25 protein-coding genes and 1 pseudogene are annotated in these 21,696 nt (G+C 67.8%); 11 read left to right on the top strand and 15 right to left on the bottom strand.

All coding sequences use genetic code 11. The features are described 5' to 3' along the window. Positions 1-10: 10 nt before the first annotated feature. The 4 genes from ABL308_03235 to ABL308_03250 all read right to left on the bottom strand — a co-directional run bounded on the left by ABL308_03235 (position 11) and on the right by ABL308_03250 (position 3,304). Complete coding sequence (locus tag ABL308_03235) at positions 11-307, bottom strand: hypothetical protein (GenBank protein XBQ16896.1); 297 nt, start codon at positions 305-307, stop codon at positions 11-13. A gap of 45 nt (positions 308-352) precedes the next feature. Next, positions 353-1,897 (bottom strand): HWE histidine kinase domain-containing protein, encoded by a 1,545-nt coding sequence (locus tag ABL308_03240; protein XBQ16897.1) that lies wholly within the window; start codon positions 1,895-1,897, stop codon positions 353-355. A 130-nt stretch (positions 1,898-2,027) separates the two neighbouring features. Next, a complete protein-coding gene (locus ABL308_03245) occupies positions 2,028-2,561 on the bottom strand; it encodes a carboxymuconolactone decarboxylase family protein (GenBank protein XBQ16898.1) in 534 nt (177 codons plus the stop codon). Between the two features lie 191 nt (positions 2,562-2,752). Then, positions 2,753-3,304 (bottom strand): peroxiredoxin, encoded by a 552-nt coding sequence (locus ABL308_03250; protein XBQ16899.1) that lies wholly within the window; start codon positions 3,302-3,304, stop codon positions 2,753-2,755. A gap of 177 nt (positions 3,305-3,481) precedes the next feature. On the opposite strand from ABL308_03250, the gene ABL308_03255 reads away from it, so the two are divergent. Then, entirely contained in the window at positions 3,482-4,423 is a 942-nt protein-coding gene (locus ABL308_03255) for a hydrogen peroxide-inducible genes activator (protein XBQ16900.1), read from the top strand. Here ABL308_03255 and ABL308_03260 read toward each other — a convergent pair whose 3' ends face one another. Next, entirely contained in the window at positions 4,424-5,698 is a 1,275-nt protein-coding gene (locus tag ABL308_03260) for a hemolysin family protein (protein ID XBQ16901.1), read from the bottom strand. It abuts the gene before it with no gap. A 105-nt stretch (positions 5,699-5,803) separates the two neighbouring features. Between ABL308_03260 and ABL308_03265 the strand changes: the two genes are divergently transcribed. From ABL308_03265 to nth, 5 genes are all read left to right on the top strand, one after another. Then, positions 5,804-6,655 (top strand): DMT family transporter, encoded by an 852-nt coding sequence (locus ABL308_03265; GenBank protein XBQ16902.1) that lies wholly within the window; start codon positions 5,804-5,806, stop codon positions 6,653-6,655. A gap of 74 nt (positions 6,656-6,729) precedes the next feature. Beyond that, positions 6,730-7,404, top strand: coding sequence for a septation protein IspZ (locus ABL308_03270; GenBank protein ID XBQ16903.1), 675 nt, complete (start codon positions 6,730-6,732; stop codon positions 7,402-7,404). A gap of 60 nt (positions 7,405-7,464) precedes the next feature. Then, entirely contained in the window at positions 7,465-8,175 is a 711-nt protein-coding gene (locus ABL308_03275) for a DUF1223 domain-containing protein (protein ID XBQ16904.1), read from the top strand. Between the two features lie 38 nt (positions 8,176-8,213). Next, on the top strand, positions 8,214-8,765 hold the full coding sequence (locus tag ABL308_03280; GenBank protein ID XBQ16905.1) for a hypothetical protein: 552 nt from the start codon (positions 8,214-8,216) through the stop codon (positions 8,763-8,765). 9 nt (positions 8,766-8,774) lie between these two features. Next, positions 8,775-9,464, top strand: coding sequence for an endonuclease III (nth, locus tag ABL308_03285; protein ID XBQ16906.1), 690 nt, complete (start codon positions 8,775-8,777; stop codon positions 9,462-9,464). A gap of 9 nt (positions 9,465-9,473) precedes the next feature. Here nth and ABL308_03290 read toward each other — a convergent pair whose 3' ends face one another. Then, on the bottom strand, positions 9,474-10,421 hold the full coding sequence (locus ABL308_03290) for a calcium/sodium antiporter (protein XBQ16907.1): 948 nt from the start codon (positions 10,419-10,421) through the stop codon (positions 9,474-9,476). 177 nt (positions 10,422-10,598) lie between these two features. On the opposite strand from ABL308_03290, the gene msrA reads away from it, so the two are divergent. Next, the gene (msrA, locus tag ABL308_03295) at positions 10,599-11,264 is read left to right on the top strand and encodes a peptide-methionine (S)-S-oxide reductase MsrA (protein ID XBQ16908.1); all 666 of its coding nucleotides are present in this window, start codon (positions 10,599-10,601) and stop codon (positions 11,262-11,264) included. Positions 11,265-11,269: 5 nt separating this feature from the next. Here msrA and dut read toward each other — a convergent pair whose 3' ends face one another. The 9 genes and pseudogenes from dut to ABL308_03340 all read right to left on the bottom strand — a co-directional run bounded on the left by dut (position 11,270) and on the right by ABL308_03340 (position 17,926). Beyond that, complete coding sequence (gene dut, locus ABL308_03300; protein ID XBQ16909.1) at positions 11,270-11,719, bottom strand: dUTP diphosphatase; 450 nt, start codon at positions 11,717-11,719, stop codon at positions 11,270-11,272. 97 nt (positions 11,720-11,816) lie between these two features. Continuing rightward, positions 11,817-12,308, bottom strand: coding sequence for a hypothetical protein (locus tag ABL308_03305; GenBank protein XBQ16910.1), 492 nt, complete (start codon positions 12,306-12,308; stop codon positions 11,817-11,819). Between the two features lie 101 nt (positions 12,309-12,409). Next, positions 12,410-13,584 (bottom strand): annotated as a pseudogene (coaBC, locus tag ABL308_03310) (bifunctional phosphopantothenoylcysteine decarboxylase/phosphopantothenate--cysteine ligase CoaBC). 81 nt (positions 13,585-13,665) lie between these two features. Beyond that, on the bottom strand, positions 13,666-14,073 hold the full coding sequence (locus ABL308_03315; GenBank protein ID XBQ16911.1) for a type II toxin-antitoxin system death-on-curing family toxin: 408 nt from the start codon (positions 14,071-14,073) through the stop codon (positions 13,666-13,668). Further along, on the bottom strand, positions 14,070-14,345 hold the full coding sequence (locus ABL308_03320; GenBank protein ID XBQ16912.1) for a hypothetical protein: 276 nt from the start codon (positions 14,343-14,345) through the stop codon (positions 14,070-14,072). Before ABL308_03320 ends, ABL308_03315 begins: the two co-directional genes overlap by 4 nt. A gap of 43 nt (positions 14,346-14,388) precedes the next feature. Further along, positions 14,389-15,945 carry a 2-polyprenylphenol 6-hydroxylase gene (ubiB, locus tag ABL308_03325; GenBank protein ID XBQ16913.1) on the bottom strand — a complete coding sequence of 519 codons (1,557 nt, stop codon included), beginning with the start codon at positions 15,943-15,945 and terminating at the stop codon, positions 14,389-14,391. 49 nt (positions 15,946-15,994) lie between these two features. Continuing rightward, positions 15,995-17,233, bottom strand: a complete 1,239-nt coding sequence (locus ABL308_03330; protein XBQ16914.1) for a DUF6596 domain-containing protein — start codon at positions 17,231-17,233, stop codon at positions 15,995-15,997. Then, on the bottom strand, positions 17,223-17,564 hold the full coding sequence (locus ABL308_03335; protein XBQ16915.1) for a YciI family protein: 342 nt from the start codon (positions 17,562-17,564) through the stop codon (positions 17,223-17,225). Before ABL308_03335 ends, ABL308_03330 begins: the two co-directional genes overlap by 11 nt. Further along, positions 17,561-17,926: a YciI family protein gene (locus ABL308_03340; GenBank protein ID XBQ16916.1), complete on the bottom strand. Its 366-nt coding sequence runs from the start codon at positions 17,924-17,926 to the stop codon at positions 17,561-17,563. Before ABL308_03340 ends, ABL308_03335 begins: the two co-directional genes overlap by 4 nt. A gap of 141 nt (positions 17,927-18,067) precedes the next feature. Here ABL308_03340 and ABL308_03345 point away from each other — a divergent pair, with 141 nt between their 5' ends. From ABL308_03345 to ABL308_03360, 4 genes are all read left to right on the top strand, one after another. After that, a complete protein-coding gene (locus tag ABL308_03345; protein ID XBQ16917.1) occupies positions 18,068-18,490 on the top strand; it encodes a hypothetical protein in 423 nt (140 codons plus the stop codon). A gap of 68 nt (positions 18,491-18,558) precedes the next feature. Then, positions 18,559-19,392 (top strand): SDR family oxidoreductase, encoded by an 834-nt coding sequence (locus ABL308_03350; protein ID XBQ16918.1) that lies wholly within the window; start codon positions 18,559-18,561, stop codon positions 19,390-19,392. A gap of 1 nt (position 19,393) precedes the next feature. Further along, positions 19,394-20,086 (top strand): orotidine-5'-phosphate decarboxylase, encoded by a 693-nt coding sequence (gene pyrF, locus ABL308_03355; GenBank protein XBQ16919.1) that lies wholly within the window; start codon positions 19,394-19,396, stop codon positions 20,084-20,086. Between the two features lie 197 nt (positions 20,087-20,283). Then, on the top strand, positions 20,284-21,453 hold the full coding sequence (locus ABL308_03360; protein ID XBQ16920.1) for an XRE family transcriptional regulator: 1,170 nt from the start codon (positions 20,284-20,286) through the stop codon (positions 21,451-21,453). Positions 21,454-21,696 lie beyond the last annotated feature (243 nt).

The raw sequence follows: 21,696 nt of genomic DNA on the forward strand, positions 1-21,696 counted from the left end.
TCAGCGGAAATCAACGCCGGACGGCGGCGTCGAAAAGCTTGAACCCGATCATGCGCAGCGCGATCAGCGCCCAGATGCCGCCTGCGATCAGCGCCCAGGGCGCGAGACCATGGCCCGGATCGAGCCTTGAAAGCGCGATCAGACCGGCCGCGCCGAGCGCGTTCAGGCCGACGATCCGCCAGGAAATGTCGCGATAGCGCTCCGCCGCGCGCATGGTCCGGCCGGAAAACCAGCGCCAGGCGCGCGCCGCCCGGCCGCCGTCATGGGCGCGCCGGTCGGTTTCACGGATGTGGGACGCATCGCTCATAAAGGTCAGGATACGGACTTTTTACGTCCAGGTCAAAGACGCGCCTCAGCCCTCCTCCCAGCCCCGGGACACAGGCGCGGAGACGACGCAGCGCAATCCGTCCGCGCCGAGCTCGAAAACCGTTTCCGCGCCCATCTGCGCGGGCAGGGCGCGCTCGATCAGCTCGCGTCCGAACCCGTCTTCGCCGGCGGCCGGCCGGGGTTCGGTCCAGCGTTCGGTCCATTCGACCGACAGCCGGCGCTTCTCACCGGCCTCCTCCACCCGCCAGACGATGGCCAGCGATCCGTCAGGCCCTGTCAGCGCGCCGTGCTTGAGCGCGTTCGTCATCAGCTCGTGCAGGACCAGCGCGAAGGTCTGAAGGCGAGACGAGGCGAGCGTGACGCCTTCAGGACCGTCGAGCGTGATCTGGCTGCGCACCTCGCCTTCGTGAAGGCCGTGCGCTTCAAGCTCGGTCAGCAGTAGCGAGTCGAAACTCACCCGCCGGCCCGCGTCGAGCCGGGACAGAAGGCCTGTCGCCCGGCCCAGCGCGTGAAGGCGCGCCATGAAGCGGTGTTCGAAATCGTCGAGATCGGTGCTGTTGGCGCGGGTGCGCCGGGCGACCGAGAGCACCACGCCCAGAAGATTTCGCGTGCGATGCTGCAACTCGTCGACCAGCACCTCCTGGCGGGCGGCGATGCGGCGTTCCTCGGTGACGTCGCGGAAGATGTGCGCTGCGCCGATCTGGTTACCCGCCGTGTCGTGCACGGGGCTGAAGCGCAGATCGTAATAGCGGGCGGTTGCGGGGTCGGGCCCGAACTCCATGACCGTGTTGAAGGTCTCGCCGCCCAGCGCGCGGTCCCAGATGTCCTTCGCCTTGCGGCGCTCCTCGGGCCAGCTGTGGATGCCCTCAAGCAGGTGATCGCCCTGCCCGATCGGCGCGCCCCACAGCCGCGCGTACTCGGCGGAATAGGCGGAATTGCAGAACAGGACCCGGTAATCGAAATCGATGGCGGCGATGAGATCGGTCGTCCCCTCCGCGACGCCATGCAGGACCGCTTCGGTGCGGGCGCGTCGAGCCTCGGCCTCGGACCTCATGAGCGCCGACCAGATCAGATCGGCGGTGCGGCCCACGAGCGCCAGTTCGGCCTCCGGCCAGGCGCGCGGCGCCGCGGTGGTCGCGCATAACGCGCCGAGCAGCGCGCCCTGCTTGAGGACTGGCGCGACGGCCAGGCCGATAATGTCCAGCGCCGTACAGGCGGCGCGGTCCGCATCGGGCAGGGCGTCGCTCGTCCGGCTGTCTTCGACGCCGTAGGGCCGGCCGGCTCGCAACAGGGGCATGGACCACTGGAAATCCGAAACCTTGTGCCGGCCGGCGAGCGTGCCGCCGCGCACCACGTGATCGCGCCGCACCAGAGAAACCCCCGACGCCTCGTCGATCGTCACATAGTAGACCCTGTCGGCGTCGAGGCGCTCGGCCAGCCGCTTGCAGGCTTCCGCCTCGATCGCTTCCGGATCGGAAAGGGTGCGCAGCGCGGCGGCCAGGCCGTCGAGAAAGCGCCGATCCTCCGGCGCGAGCGGGGCGCCGCCGTCCGTGTCGTCAGTCGAACCCATACAGCACACCTAACACGTCACCGGCCGATAGCGAGGCGCCCGAACCGTGTTCTAAAAAGAAAACCCCGCCGGCTGTGACGCCGGCGAGGCGAGGTCCGGGTGCGGAACCCGGCGACAGGAGAGGGTCGGATCAGGCGTTGAGCGCGTTCTCGGCCCGCACGATCGCAGCGGCTGCGGCCACGACGGCGGCGATGCGAACGGCGGCCTGGATCTGCTCGGCGGACAGGCCCGCCTTGCGCAGCTCGTGCTCATGGGCGTCGATGCACATGCCGCAGCCGTTGATCGCCGAAACCGCCAGCGACCAGAGCTCGAAATCGGCCTTGTCCACGCCGGGATTGCCGATGACGTTCATCCGCAGCTTGGCCGGCAGGGTCTTGTAATCGCTCGCCTTGGCCAGGTGCACGAAGCGGTAGTACACGTTGTTCATGCCCATGATCGAGGCGGCGGCCTTCGCGCCGGCGATCGCCTCGGCGCTGAGCTTGTCCTCGATCTCGGCGGTGAGGTCGGCGAGCACCTCGGCGTCGCCCAGCGCGTAGGCCGAGGCCAGGAAGCAGCCGTACTTCTTCTGGTCGTCCAGCACGGTTTCGCGCGCCAGCGAGCTCAGGTTCAGCTTGATGTCCTTGGCGTGATCGGGAATGCGGTTCTTCAGCGCGTCGAGGCTCATCAGGCGTCTCCATGTCTTTTGGGGGTGAGCCGGACCGGCCGCGGCCCGGACAGGCGCTTCGCCTCTCGGGGATGCGAAGACTTTGGGGGATGGGCGCGGCCGGTCCGGCGCTCGCCCCGGAAGTTCCGGAGCGAGGGCGGGAGAGGCCGCTCGGGGCGGCCGGAAGACCAGCCGCCCCTTGCGATTTCGGCTCAGGCCGCGAGCGTGTCGCCGCCCACCGCGCGGTTGCACGGGCACAGCTCGTCGGTCTGCAGCGCGTCCAGGACACGCAGCGTGTCTTCCGGATTGCGGCCGACATTGAGGTTGTTGGCGTAGACGTGCTGGATCTCGCCGTGCGGATCGACGATGAAGGTGTAGCGGTAGGCCACGCCTTCAGGCGAACGCACGCCCAGCGCGTCGGTCAGCGAGCCGGTCGGATCGGCGAACTGCCACTGGTTGAGCTTGTTCAGATCCGGGTGCTCGCGGCGCCAGGCCAGCTTGCAGAACTCGTTGTCGGTCGAGCCGGTCATCACGATCGCGTCGCGGTCGGCGAACTCGTCGTTCAGCTTCGCGAACGCGGTGATTTCGGTCGGGCACACGAAGGTGAAGTCCTTCGGGTAGAAGACGATGACCTTCCACTTGCCTTCGAAGGACTCGTGGGTGATCGGCTCGAACGCCGACTCGCCGTTTTCCTCGTGCTGGTTGAAGCCGGGCTTCACGCCGACGACTTCGAATTCGGGGAGCTTGTCGCCAATACCGAGCATGTCTTCTCTCCTGTCTCTTCGTTCTCGATGGGCGCTTCCGGAAGGGGCCGGAAACGGTGACCGTGCGGGCCGCCTCACCCCGAAGAAAGGGTGGGCGCGTCCCGGACGTCCGCTATATGTGGGAGGGAAAGCTATCAAGCCAATGGATTGTGCCTTGGCGAGCTATTGGAAATGTCTATGGCGACGATACTGCCCACCCTGCGCCAGCTGAAGTTCCTGCAAGCCCTGGCCGATCACGGGTCTTTCTCGCGCGCGGCGGAGGCGTGTTTCGTCACCCAGCCCACGCTTTCGGCCGGCATCAAGGAGCTCGAAGGCCTTCTGGGCGCAGTGCTGGTCGAACGCGGCCCGCGCGGCGCATCGCTCACGCCGGCCGGCGAAGCGGCGGTGGAGCGCGCGCGCCTGGTGCTGACCGAGACCGAGGATCTGGTGCACGCCGCGCGCGCGGCCGGTCAGCCGCTGACCGGCCCGTTCCGGCTCGGCGTCATCCCCACCATCGCGCCCTTCCTGCTGCCCCAGGTCCTGCCCGCTCTGCGCGAGGCGTTTCCCGACATGGAGCTGTTTCTGCGCGAGGACCTCACCCATCGTCTGGTCGAGGGCTTGCGCGACAGAAAGCTCGACGCGGCGCTGATCGCCCTGCCCTATGACGCGGACGCCATCGAAACCGTCAGCCTGATCGAGGACGAGTTCCTGTTCGCCGCCGCACCCGATCACAAGCTGGCGCAGACCGATCCGCTGACCCCCGAGGCGCTGTCGGGCGAGCCGCTTTTGCTGCTGGAGGACGGGCACTGCCTGCGCGATCACGCGCTCGCGGTCTGTACGACCAGCCGGCCGGAGAAAGAAAACGCGCGGTCCGATTTCGCCGCGACCAGCCTTCACACCCTGGTGCAGATGGTCCGCTCAGGGCTCGGCGCGACGCTGCTGCCGCGGCTCGCCGTGGACGCCGGGCTCGCCGACCGGCTCGGGCTCGCCATCAAGCCCTTCAGCCCGCCCATCGCAGGCCGGGCGATCGGCATGGCCTTCCGCCGGGGAAGCGCCCGCGCCGAGGAAGCCCGCCAGCTCGCCGCCGCCGTGCGCGAGGCTCTGACCGCCAAACAGGACAGCGGGCGCAAGGCGGGCTGATCAGACCCGGCGGACGAGAAGCTTGTCGATCCGCCGGCCGTCGAGATCGACGACTTCGAAATCCCATCCCTCGATGCGAACATGATCGCCGACGCCGGGCAGTGAATCAGACCGGTCCAGAACCAGACCGGCGACGGTTTCGTACTCACGGTCTGGATCTAGCGGCAGGCCGATCAGGTCGGCGAATTCGTCGACCGGCATCCATCCGGCCACCAGATAACCGCCCGCCTCGCGCTCGACGATCTTGGGTTCGGACGCCCCGCCCTCGGGGAACTCGCCGGCGATCGCCTGCAAGAGGTCCATCGGCGTGACCAAGCCTTCGAAATGGCCGTACTCGTCGAAGACCAGCACCATATGGGCGGGCGCGCGTTTCAGGGATTCGAGCAGATCGAGCACCGGCATGCCGTCGGGAATGACCGGCGCTTCGACCATCAGCGATCTGAGGTCGAGCTCACGCCCGTCGGCCTGGGCGGCGAGCACGTCGCGAGCGCGCAAGATTCCGACAACGTCGTCCTCGCCGCCGTCCCGAACCGGCATTCTGGAATGGCCGGTCGCGGCGAAGCGGCGCATCACGGTTTCGGCGCCCTCGGACATATCCACCGTATGCACGTCCAGCCGGGGCACCATCACGCCTTTCGCCGTGCGGTCTGCGATCCGCATGACGCCTGCGATCATGTCGGTTTCGGCCGGCTCCATAAGGCCCGAGGTGCGGGCGTCCGCGAGCACGGTGCGCACCTCCTCGTCGGTCACGCCGCGGTCGGCTGGCCCGCTCTGGCCCAGCACGAAAAGCACCGCCTTGCTGGAGACGTCGAGCAACCAGACGAACGGCGCGGCAGCGACCGCGACGAGGCTCAGCGGCCGGGCGGCCCGCGCCGCCCAGACTTCAGGAGCGCGCAGGGCGATCTGTTTGGGGACCAGCTCGCCGAACACCAGCGACAGGTAAGTGATCGCCACGACCACCAACCCCACGCCGAGCGCGTCGGCCATCGCCGCGCCGAGCCCGGCGCGTTCCAGCGCAGCGGCCAGCCCGGCTCCCAGCGTGGCCCCTGAGAACGCACCGGCGAGCACGCCCACCAGGGTGATGCCGATCTGTACGCTTGACAGCAGCCGGCCTGGGTCGGCCGCCAGCTCCAGCGCCGCCTTCGCGCCGCGATCGCCGCGATCGGCCATGACCTTGAGCCGGGCCTCGCGCGCGGTCACGATCGCCAGCTCGGACATGGCGAGCAGGCCGTTGAGCGCGATGAGCAAGAGGATGACGAGGAGGGTGACGGTCACGCGCAAATCCGATCGATCGACTGTCCCGTCCTTTCAGCACGCCCCGGCGCCGCGATAAAGACGAATCCAGGCGACGAAGCGTGGATGCGCCGCTAGACCTCGCCCATGGACCTGCTCACCCTTCTTCCGCCGATCGCCGCCCTGGGCTCGGCGATGGCGCATTCGGGCATGGCCCTGTTCACCAAGCGCGCGGTCGATACACTCGTCTTTCGCTCGGTGACGATCGTCTTCGGCGCGCTGCTGCTCTCTCCGATCCTTCTGACCAATCCGATACCCACAGCTGAGGTCTGGCCGTTCCTGCTGGGCGGCGTGGTGATGATCTGGGCGTTCAACATGTTCATGATCACAGCCTTCAGGGCTGGAGACATGAACCTCGTCTACCCCGTCATGCGCGGCGCGGCGCCGGGTCTGGCCGCGATCGGCGCCTGGATCGTCTTCTCCGAAAGCCTCGGCGTGCTCGACGCGCTGGGCCTGGCGGTCGCCAGCGCCGCGCTCATCGCCTTCGCCTGGCCCGATCGCGGCAGGGCGCCGAAAGCCAAAGCAGTCGGCTTCGCACTGGCCGCAGCCTCGATGACGGCGCTCTACACGGTCGTCGACGCAGGCGGAGCGCGCCTTGCGAGCTCGCCCTTCGTCTATGCCGCCTGGCATTTTGCGATCTCCAGCATTGCGCTGACCGTCACGGCGGTCATCCGGCGCGGCCCGTCACGCTATCTGACCGCCGCGCGCGCAGGCTGGCGCGGGGCGCTCGCCTGCGCGAGCCTGGCGGCGGTGAGCTACACGCTGATCCTATGGGCCTACGCTCATGCCGAGATCGCGCCCATGGCCGCCTTGCGCGAGACCTCGATCGTGTTCGGCGCGATCCTCGCCGCGCTCATACTGAAAGAACCCTTCGGCGCGCGCAGAGCGGTGCTGGCCGCCGTGCTGGCGGGCGGGCTCGCCGCGCTTCAGCTGGGCTGACCGCCGATCCGGCTTCCGCTCCGGCGCGTATTGTAAGATAACGCTCCTCCCCTCCAGCCGCCGGACAGCACGACATGGGTGAAAAGACCAAGACCCTCGGACAGGGCTCGAAACTGCTCGTCGACGTGGGCCCGGCCGCGGTCTTCATGATCAGCTACAATGTCGCCAAGGCCATGGTCGGCGATGCGGCGATCTACTGGGCGACAGGGCTGTTCATGGCCGCGACCGCGCTGGCGGTGGCCTGGTCGATCCTGGTGCAGAAGCGCTTTCCGCCGATGCTGATGGTCACCTTCGTGATCGTGACGGCCTTCGGCGCGATGACGATTTATCTGCAGGATCCGATCTTCGTCTACATCAAGCCGACGATCATCAACGTGTTGTTCGGCATAACGATTCTGGTCTGCTTCGCCTTCGGCTTCAATGTCTGGCGCTATCTGTTCGGCACCATATTCGAGATGCCCGAGCGCATCTGGTTCATCCTGGCCGTCCGCTGGGCGCTGTTCTTCCTGTTGCTCGCCCTGGTGAACGAGGTGCTCTGGCGGCACATCACTGATTCCGTGGTCACCGCCGACCAGCGCTGGTTCGACTGGCTGGAGCTGTCAGAGCAGTTCTGGGTGAATTTCCGCTTCTTCGGCGTCTACCCGCTCTTCTTCGTGTTCGTGCTGGCCAACCTGCCGATCACCATGAAATACGCCAGCGAACCCGGAGAGCCTGAGAAAGACGCCGCGAAGGCGGAAGGCGAAGGCTGACCGCGCCGCTGACGCGGCTGTGATTTCCCTGTGAGGCGTCGCCGGGCTAGATATCGGGTCATGAGCACGCTCTTCGCCCTTCTCCTCGCCCTTCTCGCCGGTCAACCTGCAGAGGCGGACGCCAGCCCCGCTCCGGCTGAGACCGCCGGGCCGGTCGTGGTCGAGCTGTTCACCAGCCAGGGCTGTCCGATGTGCCCCGGCGCGAACGCGCTTTTAGGCGAGCTGGCCGACGAGCCCGGCGTGATCGCCGTCGCCTACGGGGTGAGCTACTGGGACGTCTACGGCTGGACCGACGAGTTCGCCATGGCAGAATTCGCCGCCCGCCAGCAGGCCTATGTCGACACCGGCGAAGCCCACCGGGTCTACACCCCCCATTTCGTGGTCAACGGCTCGCCTGAGAAGCTGCGCTATTCGCAAGAGCGGATCCGCACAGCGGTCGCGAGCGCCGCGCCCCTGCCCGTCGAGGCCGCGCTGAGCCCGGCGGAGACCGGCTGGACGCTGACCCTGGACGGGCCGGCCCGCATCGCGCCGGCGCAGATCTGGCGGGTCGATTTCGAACCCGGCCTGATCGAGCGCGAGATCGGCGGCGGCCCCAACGAAGGCAAGACCGTCTCTCACTATCAGACCGCCCGCGCACTAACCGAGATCGGCGCCTGGTCCGGCGGTCCGCTCACCCTGGCGATCCCGCCGGCGCCTGCGGGCCGCGACACCGCGATCCTCATCCAGGACGGCCCGGGCGGCCCCTTGCTCGCCGCCGCGCACGCGCACTAGGCTCGCCCCGAAGCGCCGCTGTCGGCGAAGGGGGTCGCATGCGTATTTTCCTGACAGGTCTCGCTCTTCTCATCGCCGCCTGCGCGGTACCGCCCGACGACGATGAGGCCGCAACCGGCCCCGTGCTCGTCACCGTGCTGAGCGATACTGGTGCAGGGACCGCGCCCACAGAAGGCCTGTTCAGGATCTACGGTATCGAAGGCCCGGCCACCGGTCTGACGGCGGCCGACCTCGCCGCCCTGCCCTCCGACACGATCGAGACCGACTTTCCGGCGGGCGCGGCGCCGCGCGCGTTTTCAGGCCCGCGCCTCTCGGCCGTGCTCGAAGCGGTGGGCGCAGCGGGGATGGGCGCACGCCTGACCGCCTCGGACGGCTATCAGGTCGAGCTCACCGCCGCCGAGATCGCCGCCGGGGAGCCGGTGCTCGCCACCCATGTGAACAGCGCGCCGCTGGTCACCGGCGGGCTGGGCCCGTCAGTGCTGGTCTGGCGGCGCGGCTCGGACCCGGCCTATGCGGAGATGACCGACGATCTGTGGCCCTGGGCGGTGTTCGCGGTGCAGGCGCTTGAAGCGCCCGGCGGCTCCGGCTAAGCGCGGGCCATGGCCGCTCCGAAAAAGACCTCCGCAAAGAAGCGCCGCCCGCCCGGGCTCAATCGCGAGCAGGCCGAGGAGATCTTCGCCCGGCTCGCCGAAGCCCTGCCCGAACCCAAGACCGAGCTCGAATACCACTCCCCTTTCACCCTGGTGGTCGCCGTCGCGCTGAGCGCGCAGGCCACCGATGTGGGTGTGAACAAGGCCACCCGCCGCCTCTTCGCCGAGGCCGACACGCCGGAGACGATGCTCGCGCTCGGCGAGGACGGGGTGCGCGAGCACATCAAGACGATCGGGCTGTTCCGCAACAAGGCGAAGAACGTCATCGCCCTTTCAAAGATGATCCTCGAGGAGTTCGGCGGCGAGGTGCCGCAGACCCGCGACGAACTCGTCCGGCTTCCCGGCGTCGGGCGGAAAACCGCCAACGTCGTGCTCAACGAGGCGTTCGGCCAGCCCACCATCGCGGTGGACACCCATATCTTCAGGGTCGGCAACCGGACGAAGCTCGCGCCGGGCAAGACCCCTGACGAGGTCGAGGACCGGCTCGAACGCATCGTGCCCGAGCCCTATCTCAAGGGCGCGCATCACTGGCTGATCCTGCACGGCCGCTATGTCTGCAAGGCGCGCAAGCCCGAATGCTGGCGCTGCGCCATCGCCGATCTCTGCCGCTTCAAGGACAAGACGCCCGCGCCGAAATAGGCGCCGCGCCTACGCGCCGAGCGCCAGCCAGGCCATGTAGGCGATGTAGAGCGCCAGAAGGATCGCGCCTTCGATGCGGCTGATCCGCTTGCCGGTCAGGGCGAAGACCACCAGAAGCGCCGCCGCGCCGAGCATCACCAGAAGATCGATCCCGAACGCGCCGGGGGCGAGATCGAACGGCGCGATCACCGCCGCGCCGCCCAGGATGAAAAGCGCGTTGAAGATGTTCGAGCCGACGACGTTGCCGAAGGCGATGTCGCCTTCGCCCTTGCGCGCGGCGCTGAGCGAGGCGGCGAGCTCGGGCAGCGAGGTGCCCACCGCCACGATCGTGAGCCCGATCACGGCCTCGCTGATCCCGACGGCGAGCGCGAGATCGGTCGCCCCGTCCACCAGAAGGCGGGCGCCGCCGACGACGCCGACAAGGCCCAGAAGGAAGAACACGACCGCCATGCCGCGCTTGGGCGCGGACACGCTTTCCGCCTCGGCTTCATGAAGCGCCGCGCCGGCGTCATGAGTGCGCCGGTCGATCACGTAGGAGATCACGACATAAGCCAGAAGCAGCGCAACCAGCGCCAGGCCGACCAGCCGGCTGAGCGGCAGCAGCCAGATCGCCGCGGCCGCCACGATGGAGGCGAGCGCCAACGCCGGACCGTCGCGCCGGAAGGCCGCCGCGTTCACCGTGATCGGCGCGAGCAGCGCCGTGGCGGCGAGGATGAGCAGGATGTTGGCGATGTTCGAGCCGACCACGTTGCCCACCGCCACGTCCGGCGATCCGGCGAGGCTCGCGGTGACCGAGGTCGTCAGTTCAGGCGTGGAGGTGCCGAAGCCGACCACCACCAGGCCGATCAGAAGCGGGCTGACTCCGAAGGCTTTCGCAAGGCCCGTGGCGCCGCGCACGAGCGCCTCCCCGCCGAGCACCAGAAGGACGAGACCGGCGAGAATGAACAGGGCGCTCAAGGGGCTTCTCCGTAAATGGCTCGCGTAAATGGGGGCGGCTCAGGCCTCGCCGCAAGGGCGGTCCCGGCATAATCACATCCGCGTGCGGCGGGTGACGCATCGCATGCCGCATCCTATATGCACTCGCGAAGCGTTATCGCGGCGCGACCCCACGCCGCCCCGAGGAGAATGGACGCCATGCGCCTTCGTTCCGACACCGAGTACAAGACGACCCTCATCCCCGCCGACAAGGCGCTGCCGGGCCGCATCCAGGCGCTGCCCACCGCGTCCGAACACTTCGTCTACGGCACGCCCTTGAAGGGCGAGATCCCCGCCGGCGCGGAGGTCGCGGTGTTCGGCATGGGCTGTTTCTGGGGCGTGGAGCGGGTGTTTTGGAACCTGCCGGGCGTGCTGAACACGGCTGTGGGCTATGCGGGCGGGATCACGCCGAACCCGACCTATGAAGAGGTCTGCTCGGGCCGCACCGGTCACACCGAAGCGGTGCGCGTGGTCTACGATCCCAAGAAGATCAGCTTCGGGCAGCTCCTCAAGGCGTTCTGGGAGAACCACGACCCGACCCAGGGCATGCGCCAGGGCAATGATATCGGCACCCAGTACCGCTCGGCGATTTACTGGACCGGCGAGGCGCAGAAGCAAGCGGCCGAGAAAAGCGCCGCCGCCTACACCGAAGCGCTGGCCGCCGCCGGAAAGGGCGCGCCGACCACCGAGATCCGCGAGGCCGGCCCGTTCTACTTCGCCGAGGATTATCACCAGCAGTATCTGGCCAAGAACCCGCAAGGCTATTGCGGCATCGGCGGCACCGGCGTCGCCTGCCCGATCGGGGTCGGCGTCAGCGCGGATTAACCGCCCTACCGCCCGGTCGAACCGAAGCCGCCCTGGCCGCGATCGGTGTCGTCCAGGCTCTCGACCGGTTTCCAGTCGATGCGGGAAACCTGGGCGATCACCATCTGGGCGATGCGCTCGCCGCGTTCGATGACGAAGGGCTCGGGTCCGAGATTGATCAGCATGATCTTGATTTCGCCGCGATAGTCCGCGTCGATGGTCCCCGGCGTGTTGAGACACGTGATTCCGTGCTTGAACGCCAGGCCCGAACGCGGGCGGATCTGGGCCTCGAACCCGTCGGGCAGAGCGATCGACAGACCCGTGGGCACGAGCGCCCACTTGCCCGGCTCAAGCGTCATCGGCTCGGCGTCGGGCAGGGCGGCGCGCAGATCGAGCCCGGCCGCGCCGGCGGTTTCATAGCGGGGCAGGTCGAGCCCGTCGAAATGGGGCAGGGTCTTTACGGGCAGGTCGAACATGATCGGCTCTCGCGAAGGGAATCGGTTTTGCGAAAGCCTAGGCCGGACCGGGGCGCCCGTCAGCCGTTCTGACGCGCGCCCAGCCTGCCGGGACCGGTCAGTCTTCAGCTTGCGCGTTCTCGGCCATCCAGGCGTCGAGCGCGGCCTCGGACTCAGCGTAGCCCTCGAGCGCTGCGCGGATCGCAGCGACATCGTCCTGGCTCAGATCGCCCCGGGCGCGCTCAACCATGTACTGCGGCTCGAGCTCTTCGCCGTTCTCGTCGGTCAGGCCGCTGGCGAAGCTCATGGCGAGGATGCGCGCGTTTTCGCCTTCGCCTTCCTGAATCAGGAGGGGAACGCCGTGATAGCGCACGAGTTCGAAATCGTTCGCATCGGGTACGACCGAGTCGCGCACGCACAGCATGCCCGGCGCGTCCGCGGCGATCGGCGGGCGCTCCATCAGACCGGGCGCGGCGCTTTCGGCGCGAAGCTCGTAATCGGTGATTTCGGTCGCTTCGGTTCCGTCAGCGCTGAGCTCGTAGCACTGGGCGAAAGCCGCGCCCGGCGCGATTGCCGCAAGCGCGAATGCGGCGACAGCCGTCTTTTTCATGGGAGTCCCCTCGAGGGTCCGCTTCTGGTCATATGGCCGCAAGCCTATCAGCGCGGGAACGCGCTCTCAAACGGGCCGGGCGCCCGTCCTGCAGTCGGCGATCAGAGCGAAGCAGCGATTTCGGCGGCCAACCTGCGGGCGATTTCCGCCTTGCCGGCGCGCTCATAGACCGTCTCGCCGTCGGGCCGGATGACCAAAGCGGCGTTCTCCGCCCCGCCCATCACGTCGCCGGACACGTCGTTGGCCACGATCCAGTCGCAGCCCTTGCGCAGACGCTTTTCCCGGGCGTGGCGGGCCACGTCATGGGTTTCCGCGGCGAAGCCCACGACCAGCCGCGGCCGGCGCGGCGGGGCGAGCCCGGCGACGGTCTTCAGGATGTCGGGGTTTTCGACGAGCTTCAGCGCAGCGAAGCCGGACTTGGCGAGCTTGAGCTTGCGATCGGACATCTCTGCGGGCCGCCAGTCGGCCACCGCCGCGACAGCCACGAACACGTCGGCGGGCAGCGCGCCCTGGACCGCGGCGAGCATGTCGCGCGCGCTTTCCACGCTCACCCGCGTGACGCCGGCCGGCGCGTCGAGCGCGACCGGGCCGGAGACCAGCGTGACGTCGAAGCCCTCGTCGCGCAGCGCCGCAGCGATCGCATAGCCCTGCTTGCCCGAGGAGCGGTTGGACAGAAACCGCACCGGGTCGATGGCCTCCAGCGTCGGGCCGGCGGTGACGACGGCGCGCTTCACGCCGAACGCAGCGCGTCGAGCACGGCGTCGGCGATGCGCTCGATCTCGGGCAGACGGCCCGGCCCGAACTCGCCGCACGCCATTTCGCCCTCGTCGGGCTCCATCACCGTGACGCCGCGCTCGCGCAGGGTGGCGACATTCTGAACGGTGGCGGGGTGGGTCCACATGCGCACGTTCATCGCCGGCGCCATCAGTACAGGCGTGTCGGTCGCCAGAAGCGTGGTGGTGGCGAGATCGTCGCAGATCCCGCACGCATGCTTGGCGATGAGATTGGCCGTCGCCGGACAGACAAGAAGCAGGTCCGCCGAGCGCGAGAGCTCGATATGGCCCATTTCGGTCTCGTCGGTCAGCGAAAACAGGTCGTCATAGACCTTGTCGCCCGAAAGCGCGGCCAGGCTCATCGGCGTGACGAACTTTTTGGCCGCCGCGGTCATGACGCAGCGCGTCGCGACGCCCCGCTTTTTCAGGAGCCGGACGAGTTCGAGCGATTTGTAGGCGGCGACACCGCCGCCGACGATGAGTAGTACGCGCTTGTCCGTCATGGCCGTCGCCCTTCGGAAAATCCTGTCCGGCGTTACTAACCCCGCCCGGCCCGCCCGTCACCTGCGGCGGCGGCGGCGGGGTCAGGGGGCGTCTTCGAGCCGATACGACCATCGCTCCAGCCATTCGCGGAAACCGGCCTCGTCCAGCACGCCTTCGGCCAGCGCGAGCACGGTCCCGGTCGCCTCACGCTCAGGCGCGTCGAGATACCAGCCGTTGATGCGCAGGGTGACATACGCGCAGATGAACGCCATTCGCTTGTTGCCGTCCACAAAGGGATGGTTTCGGGCGATGCCGAACGCGATCGTCGCGGCGAGTTCGTGAACGCTGGGCGTATCGGCGGCGTAGGCGATGCGGTTGTCGGCGCGAGCGAGCGCAGACCTGAGCCCGCCCTCGTCGCGCAGACCGGCCGCACCGCCGGTGACCGCCATTTCACGCTCATACGCGTCCAGCACCGCCTCTATCGGAGGCAGCGCGATCCCGGCGCTCATTTTGACAGCTCGTCGAGCGTTCGGGCGTAGCGGCCACGGCATTCGGCGTAGGCGTCCATGACCGCGTCATACGCCCCGCCCGCCGCGCTGATCACCACGCGGCCCTTTTCCGAGCGCACGGTGACCGGCGTGTCCGGCGACAGGCCGGCCGCATCCAGCGCCTTGCGCGACAGGGTCACCCCATAGCTGTTGCCGGTCTTTCTGAGCTTGCGTTGCTCTTCGACGGGCGTCTTGCCGGGGTCGTGATCGAAGCTGTGATTTTTTTCGCGCATGGCGGCCTCCTGCGAGACCATATAAGCACAAACGTGCTTACGTTCAACCGCCCGCCTCGAACGCGCCGAAGAAATACGCCGTGATCAGCGCGCCGGCCGCTGCGATCACGATCGCAGTGAGAATGCGGCCCGCCCATTTCTGCGCCAGAACACGCGGCCGGATCGGGGGTTCGACCTCGATGGCTTCGGCCGCGCGCGACAGCCGCTCGATCGTGTCCGGCAGGGACAGAAGCGCCTCGTGAATCCGCTTGAGGTCGGCGACCATGTCGCGGACCTTGCCTTCAGGGCCGAGCTCGCGGCGCATGAAGCGCTCCACGGCCGGCGCGGACGCCTCCCACATATTGTGCCGGTCGGTCAGGGTCCGGCACACCCCTTCGGCCTGCACCATGGTCTTTTGCAGCATGACGAGCTGAGGCTGCAGGTGCATGTCGAACAGATCGGTGATCTCGAACAGCTGCAGCAGCACGCGGCTCATCGGCACCTGGTCGGCGGTCTTGCCGAAGATCGGTTCGGCGACGGCCCGGAGCGCGCTGGCGAAATCGGCCTTCGAGAACCGGCCGGGCACGTAGCCTGCAGCGAAATGGGCTTCGGCCGCGGCGTCGTAATCGCGCGTCAGGAAGCCGTGCAGGATGAGCGCGAGATAGCGCCGCTCCTCCGCGCCCAGCCGGCCCATGATTCCGAAATCGACCGCCCAGAGCCGGCCGTCGCGCGCCACGAACAGATTGCCCGCGTGCAGATCGGCGTGAAACACGCCGCGTTCGAGCGCGGTCGTCAGGAAAGCGTCGGTGAGATCGGCGGCGAGCTTGACCCGGTCGATCCCGGCGGCGTCCACCGCCTCCATGTCGGTCAGCGGTATCGCGTCCAGCCATTCGGTCGTCAGAACGCGCTTGGCGGTGCGCGACCAGTCGACCTCGGGGATGAAGAAGTTCTCGGCGGCGACGGCGGCTTCGGACAGCTCTGACGCGCTGGCCGCCTCGAGGCGCAGATCGGTCTCCAGCGTGAGCGAGCGGGCGACGGTGTCCACGAAGGCGCGGGGCTCCATGCGCTTGGAGGCGGGGAAGAGCCCTTCGGCCAGCCTCGCGCCCAGCTTCATCGCGGAGATGTCGCGCTTGATCCGCGTCTCGACGTCGGGGCGCAGGATCTTCACAGCGACCTTCCGGCCGTCCGTGGTGGTCGCCTTGTGGACCTGGGCGATGGAGGCCGCAGCCACCGGCTCGCCCAGATGGGTGAACCAGTCCTCGACCTCGCCGCCGAGCTCGGCCTTCAGGGTCTCGCGCGCCTTTTCGAGCCCGAACGGCTCCATCTTGTCCTGCAGCCGGGCGAGGCCGCGGGCGAAATGCGGCCCGACCACGTCGGCGCGCGTGGCCAGCACCTGGCCGAATTTCACATAGGACGGGCCGAGCTTTTCCAGCGCGCGCGCCAGCCGCTCGCCGGGATTTTCGGCGCGGTCGCGAATGGCGATCAGCCGGGCGAACTTGCCCATGAAGCGCGCCGGCGCGGGGAACACCTGCTGGTATTCCTTGGGGAAAATCGCGTCATGGCGCGCCAGCGTCCACGCGGCGCGCGCCAGGCGGGCGATATTTGAAAGCGTCCTGAACACGGTAGGGAGGTTTAGGGCGCGCGGGCGGGCTTGGCGAGGGCTTGCGTGACTAAAGCTGCGCGCGCCGCCGCGACAGAAACTCGCGCACCGCCGGATCGGCGCTCAGCGCCGCGGCGCGGTCATAGGCGGCGCGCGCGTCCTCGAGCCGCCCGGCCGCCGCGAGCCAGTGCGCGCGAGCGGCCTCGAGCGGCTGATGGTCGGCCGCGTGCAGGCCTTCAAGCAGGCCGAGCGCGGCGTCCGCGCCGAAGGCCTCGCCATGCGCGCAGGCCCGCGCGATCTGCGCGCCCAGACCCGCCTCGCCCGACTGGTGAAGCGCGTCGTAAAGCGACGCAGCGGCGGGCCAGTTGGTCCGCCCGGTCAGCCGGCGTTCGGCGTGCACGGACTGGATCGCGGCCTCCAGCGCATAGCGCCCGGGCGGCGCGAGACCGAGCGCATGCTTGAGCGCGGTTTCGGCGCGCGCGATCGCCGCACCGTCCCACAGCGCCGGGTCCTGATCGGAGAGCGGGACGAACCGGCCTTCGCCATCGCGGCGGGCCGGCGCGCGCGCCTCGCAGTATTCGATCAGCGCGAACAGCGCCCAGGCTTCCGCCGCGCCGGGGCTGAGCTCGGTTATGAGCCGGGCGAGAAAGCGCGCCTCTTCGGTAAGGTCGCGGACCTTGCCCTCGCCCGCCGGCGCCTCCCAGCCCGCCCCGTAGGCCGCGTAGACGGCGTCGAGGACAGGAGCGAGGCGAGCGGGCAAGGCGTCCGCGCCCGGCGGGTCGAAGACCAGGCCCGCCTGTTTGATCGCCGCCTTGCCGCGCGACAGGCGCTGCCCCATCGCCGCGGGGCTGACCAGAAACGCCGATCCGATCCGCGCCGCGTCGAGCCCCAGAACGACCTGCAGCATCAACGGCGTACGCAGGCCCGGATCGATCGCGGGATCGGCGCAGGCGAGCATCAAACCGAGCCGGTGATCGGGCAGAGCGCCGGCTTCAGCCGCCTCGGCGAGGCCGTCGGTCAGGAGCGCGAGCTGAGGTTCGGCCTCACGCCGGACCGCATCGCGGCGGGACCGGTCGATCAGCTTGCGGCGCGCCGTGGTGAGAAGCCAGGCTTCGGGCCGGTCCGGCGGGCCGTCTTCCGGCCAGCGTTCCAGCGCCGCCGCGAACGCGTCGGCAAGTGCGTCCTCGGCCGCGGCGAGGTCGCGCGTGCGTCTGACGAGGCTCGCCAACAGCTTGCCGTAGGCGTTGCGGGCGGCGGCCTCCGCCGCCGCCCGTCCCGCCGTTTCAGACCGGGCCGGCTCAGCCGCCATAGTCGGGGACGGGCCGCACCTCGACCGCGCCGCCAGGCAGGCTCGGGCACCGCTTCGCCCAGTCGATCGCCTCGGCTTCGCTCGCCGCCTCAATCACATAGAACCCGCCGAGCTGTTCCTTGCTGTCCGCGAACGGGCCGTCCTGCACCTTGCCGTCACGGACGATCTTCGCGGAAGCGGCGGGCTCGAGCGGCTCGCCGGCGACCATCGCGCCGGCTTTCACCAGCGCGTCGGTGTAGGCCATGTGCCTGGCGAAGACTTCGCCCTGCTCGGCCTCGCTCATCACCAGCCAGCGCGCTTCGACGTCATGCAGAAGAAGGACGTATTTCATCGGTTCATCTCCGGAACTTCGGCCATGGGGAGGACGGGGCGGACCTCGACGGCGCCGGCCGAAGCCGCCGGGCAGCGTTCAGCCCAGGCGAGCGCGTCTTCAAGGCTGTCCGCCTCGATGATCGCGAACCCGCCCAGCTGTTCCTTGCTGTCGGCGAAGGGCCCGTCCTGGAGCGAGCGGCCCGCGCCGTTCACGCGCACCACCGCGCCGGTTTCGGGGGCTTTCAGACAGGCGCCTGAGGAGGTTTTCTCGCCCAGCGCACCGAAATACGCCGCCCAGGTCGACCAGTAGGCGGCTGCGTCCGGACCGGTCCGGCGCGCGAAGGACTTCTCGTCCTCGTGGAAGATGATTGCGAACTGCATGGCTCTCTCCGTCGTGAGCCGCCGGACCACCCGGTGCCCCGACACCGAGACGGGCGGCGCCCGCGCATTTCGACATTCGGACCCCAAAAATTTTTCCCGGCAAGCTCGCGCTGACCGCAGGGCGGACCTAAATCACCGGCCATGCCCCGCTCCGCCCTCCTGATCCTTGCGGTCCCGGCCGCGTTCTCGCTCATCGCCTGCGGCGATCAGGGCCCGCCAGACACGCCGCTTTACGAGATCGACCAGAGCGCGGCGGCCGCCCCCGCCGATCCGCGCCTGGACGGGGAATGGCGCGCCGTGCTGGACACCACCGTCGACCCGAGGCCCCTCGATCTCAGCATCGATCTTGTAACCGAGCCGCCTTCGGTCGTCCTGCGGGCGCCCGGTCAGGGCGGCGCGGCGATCGTGTTCGATCAGGTGCGGCTGGACGGTTCTGAGATCGCCTTCGCCACCCGGCTGGGCGCCTTCCGCTTCGAAGGCGCGCTGACCGGCGAGGACACCATCGAGGGCGTGCTTCATCAGGGCGGGCTCAGAAGTCCGCTGGTCTGGCGCCGCGACGGCTAGGCCCGGCTGGACAGGCGCGGCGGCGCGTTCCACTTTCGGCCACCGATACGCACCAAGGGAGACCCGCCATGGCCCGCCGCCTCTGCCTCGTCACCGGAGCCTCCTCGGGGATCGGCGCGGCCTTCGCCCGCGTCTTCGCCCGCAAGGGCTGGGATCTCGCCCTGGTCGCCCGGCGCGAGGAGAAGCTCAAGGACCTCGCCGAGGAGCTGAAGGCGCAGTTCGGCGTGGACAGCCTGATCATCCCGGCCGACCTCTCCGATCCTGCAGCGCCCGAAGCGATCCTCAAGGCGATCGAGGCGCAGGGCCGGCAGGTGGACGGGCTTGTGAACAACGCCGGCGCGGGCCAGCCCGGCGGGCTTCTGGACACCGCCTGGGAGACCCAGGAGCGGTTCCTCGAACTCATGCTGACGAGCTATCTCAGGCTCATGCGCCTGGTCGCGCCGGGCATGGCCGAGCGCGGCTACGGCCGGATCGTCAACATATCCTCGGTCAGCGCGCTTCTGCCCGCCGCGAAAGCCCATACGACCTATTCGGGCACGCTCTATCCGGGAATAAAGTCGCTGCTGATCAAGGCCTCCGACGCGCTGGGCGTCGAGCTCGAAGGCAAGGGCGTGCATGTCACCGCCGTGGCGCCGGGCTACACCATGTCGGAGTTTCACGACGTGAACGGCGCGCGCGGCACGGTCAGCAAGCTGCCGTCCTACTGGATGCTCAGCGCCGAAGACGTCGCCGAGGCCGGATACGACGCGGTCGAGCGCAACGTCGCCCTGCGCGTGCCCGGCGCCTTCTACAAATTCCTGACCGGCCTTGTCCGCGTGCTGCCCGATCCTATCGGCCGGGCGCTCCTGCGCTCGCAGGAAAAGCGCATGGCCAGCCAGGCCGGCGCGCAGGCGGCGCAATAGCATGACCGCCGATCCCCGCCTCATCACCGCGCTGGACGTGCCCTCCGTGACCGAAGCCGAGACGCTGGTCGGCCGGATCGGGGCGGGGTGCGGGTTCTACAAGATCGGCCTGCAGCTGCTTCCCGTAGGCGGGACGGAGCTGGCCGCGCGGCTGAAGGGGGGCGGCTATTCCACCTTCCTCGATTACAAGCTTCACGACATCCCCGCGACGGTGGAGAAGGCGACCCGCTCGATCGCGTACACCGGCGCGGGCGACCTTCTGACCGTGCACGCCGAACCGCCGGTGATGAAAGCCGCCGCCGAGGGCCGCAGGGACAGCCGTTTGAAAATCCTCGGGGTCACCGTTCTGACCGCTTACGACGACGCCATGCTCAAGGAGATCGGCTACGTCATGAGCGCGCGCGATCTCGTCATGAAACGCGTCGATCAGGCGGTGCAGGCGGGGATAGACGGGGTGGTGGCGAGCCCGCTGGAAGCGGCCGAGATTGCCGCGCGCGTGCCCCCGGGCTTTCTCATCGTCACGCCGGGCGTGCGTCCGGCCGGGTCCGACACCGGCGACCAGAAACGCATCGCCACCCCCGCCGACGCCCTGAAAGCGGGCGCCACCCACCTCGTCGTCGGCCGCCCGATCACCGAAGCGCCCGATCCGGGAAAAGCCGCGAAAGCGTTCAGCGCGGAGATGGGCGGGGTGTGAGGACCCAACAAAAACGTTGTGCATATTGACGCCCAACAAAATTGTTGTATTGTGCGCCTATGGGCACACGCAGAATCACACTGAACGAACGAGAAGCGCGCGAAGCGCGCGCTCGTGTCGCGCACCTTTCAGAAGCGCTAGATTCCTCCCACGCGTTCGAAGGAGTCGCCGCAGGGCTCCCCCCTAAGATCGTCCCGTTGGTCTCGGACATGATGCGCGCGGAGCGCGATAGGCTTAACCGAGCGCTTAACGCTTACGACACAGCGAAAAACAGTGGCGACGCCTCTGCCTTGAAGTCGCTTGTTGCTGGTGAACCGGGGGTCATGCTGATCGTTGCTCGGATAGCAAACGGGCTGTCGCAAAAAGATCTCGCATGGCGATTGGGAGTTAAAGAGCAGCAAATCCAGCGCTGGGAAGCTGACCGGTATGGCCAAATCAGCCTCCGAAACTTTCAGAGAATTTCGAAACTTCTTGGCGTTCGCGTTCGCGCGGACATGCCAGATTCGAGAGAATTCCGCGGCCTAGATCATGTCATCGATGATGTCTCAAAACCGAGCATCAAGAAAATCCTGAAGCATGGTCGCGAGGCTGGCTGGTTCGACGATGGAACTGACGAAGACCGGCTTCGCGCGTTTATCGCGGAAAATCGCATCGACTTTGGCAGCCCTAGCCTACTCCGCACCGGCCTTAACGTCATCGATCACTCTGACGATATCATGCTCCATGCTTGGCGCGCACGGGTTGCGGAACGGGCCCGGACCGAGTTCGCCAAGATTCCGGACAGCTTCGACCCACTCTCCTTGGGCTGGATCCCCGAGCTTGCGAAACAGAGTATTCATGCCGACGGCCCTCAACGTGCATCTGAAATGCTCAGGGACCACGGAATAGCGCTGATAGCTGAGCGGCAGATTCCCGGGCTCGCAATTGATGGAGCGGCCTTCATGCTTGAGGACCGCCCCGTCATTGGACTTACCCTGAGAACCGACACGCTTGACAACTTCTGGTTCACGCTGATGCATGAGCTAGCGCATGTTACGCTGCATTATGCGACGGGCCTTCAGACGGGGTTCTTTGACCAAACTGACAAAGACGTTTCCGTCGATGAGCAGGAAGAAGAAGCCAACCTTTTTGCATCGAACATTCTCATTCCCGACGAGATGTGGCGAAAATCGACCGCACGGATCGCCAAGTCTCCCGAGGTCATAGAAAAATTTGCGGCAAAAATTCAAATACATCCCGCGATCGTATTTGGACGAATTAGGAAAGAGCGCGCCGCGACAGACCCGAAAGCTTGGGCTTTGTTCGCTGACAGAATCGGCCGTAACGTTGTTCGCAAACAACTACTCGGCTCTAATTTTGGAGCTTAGGCATGCTTCCTTACACTATTGCTGTCCGCGCCAAACCCGGCGAATTCGCCGCTTGCGGGCGAGTTGAACGGCAATTCCAGCCCTACTTGAGGCCCAGGTTCATCGTACCGCCACTGCGGGAGCGCGACCCTGCGCATGGCCGAGCGCTTTCACCGGACGAAATTGCTCACGTGCTAGGACGAAGGATCGGAAAAAACTGGCCGCTTCAGGCTGGTTTCGTGGACGCTCAATTCGTTGCGGATG

This window comes from Oceanicaulis sp., assembly GCA_040112665.1.
GTDB lineage: Bacteria > Pseudomonadota > Alphaproteobacteria > Caulobacterales > Maricaulaceae > Oceanicaulis.